The sequence below is a fragment of the Arthrobacter livingstonensis genome, from assembly GCF_003219815.1.
Classification (GTDB): domain Bacteria; phylum Actinomycetota; class Actinomycetes; order Actinomycetales; family Micrococcaceae; genus Specibacter; species Specibacter livingstonensis.
Map to the genome: position 1 here is coordinate 1 of NZ_QJVD01000091.1, position 1,464 is coordinate 1,464.

The 1,464-nt window shown below is 44.3% G+C and carries 1 protein-coding gene; it reads right to left on the reverse strand.

Features of this window, described 5'->3' with window-relative positions:
• Window positions 1-38: 38 nt before the first annotated feature.
• On the reverse strand, window positions 39-1,464 hold a 1,426-nt coding region (locus CVV68_RS22865; protein ID WP_211320977.1), incomplete at its 5' end, for a neuraminidase.

A 1,464-nucleotide genomic window follows, 5' to 3' on the forward strand; every position in this document is an offset into this window, starting at 1 on the left:
ACGCGTGATCAGTAGAAACAAGGGTCTTTTTCTTCATCTTAGAGGAAGTACTCTATTTTAGCCCCGTCAGGCCAGTTCCATTGTCCCAGGAATTCTGTACTGGAACACATCGATACTATACTATTGCTGGTCCACCACACTTTATCCTCCTTGGGTTTCCCACGTATCAGCTCCACATAAAAACACGCTCGATAGCAGTCCCCTTCAGCCCAATAGTCCATGAAAGACCCACTGTAACCACTCCAGTCAGCGTTTAATACAATTGTCTGACCTTGAATGGGCTTTGATCTATCATCTGTCAATGCATTTGGCACTTTTAACATCTCGTATCCAGACCTCGAGGCTGTGCTTATTGTCCTCCCTAGCCAAGTGTTATCCCCATCCAGGTATGAGAATCCCTTGACTCCATTGTTATTATTACCTGGATAAGGGTCATTACACTTACCTATGTTTGGGTCATTCGGTCGGGGACTGTCTGTAAGGACAGGACTGCATATATATTGACTAGTGTGTGTCATTGCTACTGGGTCTATCTGAATCACTGGTCTATTTGAGCCCTGCCAATTGTCCCTGCATGTGCAGGTAATCCCTGTTCGTTTCCCGTAACATGAGCATTCTTCAATATGCTTAGCAGTTCCAGTCAGAGACTCCCATTTCAATATTTTCCCCTCTTTAAAATAGTATATTCTTGTGTCTGCAGGTCCTGTGGCAGGCCCATCGGTGAACACTACTGGGCATACGCCGTTGTGGCATACACATTCAGATTCCTGTGTTCTTAGTATGTTTCGGGCCCATGTGTTAATTTCTGCAACAGGCCTTCTGTTGTACCATATTACTGCAGATGCATTGTTGTTTGGTCCTGATATACATATTGACATTCTGGATTTGCCATCATGGCAACTAGTACTTGACCACCCGATGCACTCCACCCTGCTGTTGTACACTGTGGGCGGTGATGATAGTGGCCAGCTTATCAGGGCGCGATACTGGGACCTATCGTGTATTGTTCCGTTTGAGTGTTTCCCTCTGATTGTTGTTCCTTGGCTGAGAGCATAGAACCTGCATTCATCTGGGTCGCATGAAACATAGGGTTCTCTTGTGACTAAAACATCCGAGCTTTCTCCAATTCTTACTGCGTTGTCTTTCCCATATATGTGCCATGAATTTATAGTACAGAGCCCTTTAGTTAAGTTATTGAAATTCCTGCTTGTTCTTTCTCCCATTTGGATGTTGGTGATGTTTGTTTCATTATAATAGTTGTTTATTATTGTTTGGCTTGGGTTGGTTGTTTCAGGTTGTGAGCGTGAGCAATTGCAGCCCGATTTTAGATGCAGTCCTATGTTCAATCCTATGTTTGCTATTCCAATGAGTACTGTGATTGCGCCTATTGTGATAGCAGTGGCTGAAGTGCATAGAATCTTCTGGTTTGGATTCATCTCGACCCTGCTTTTGCTGATCACGCGT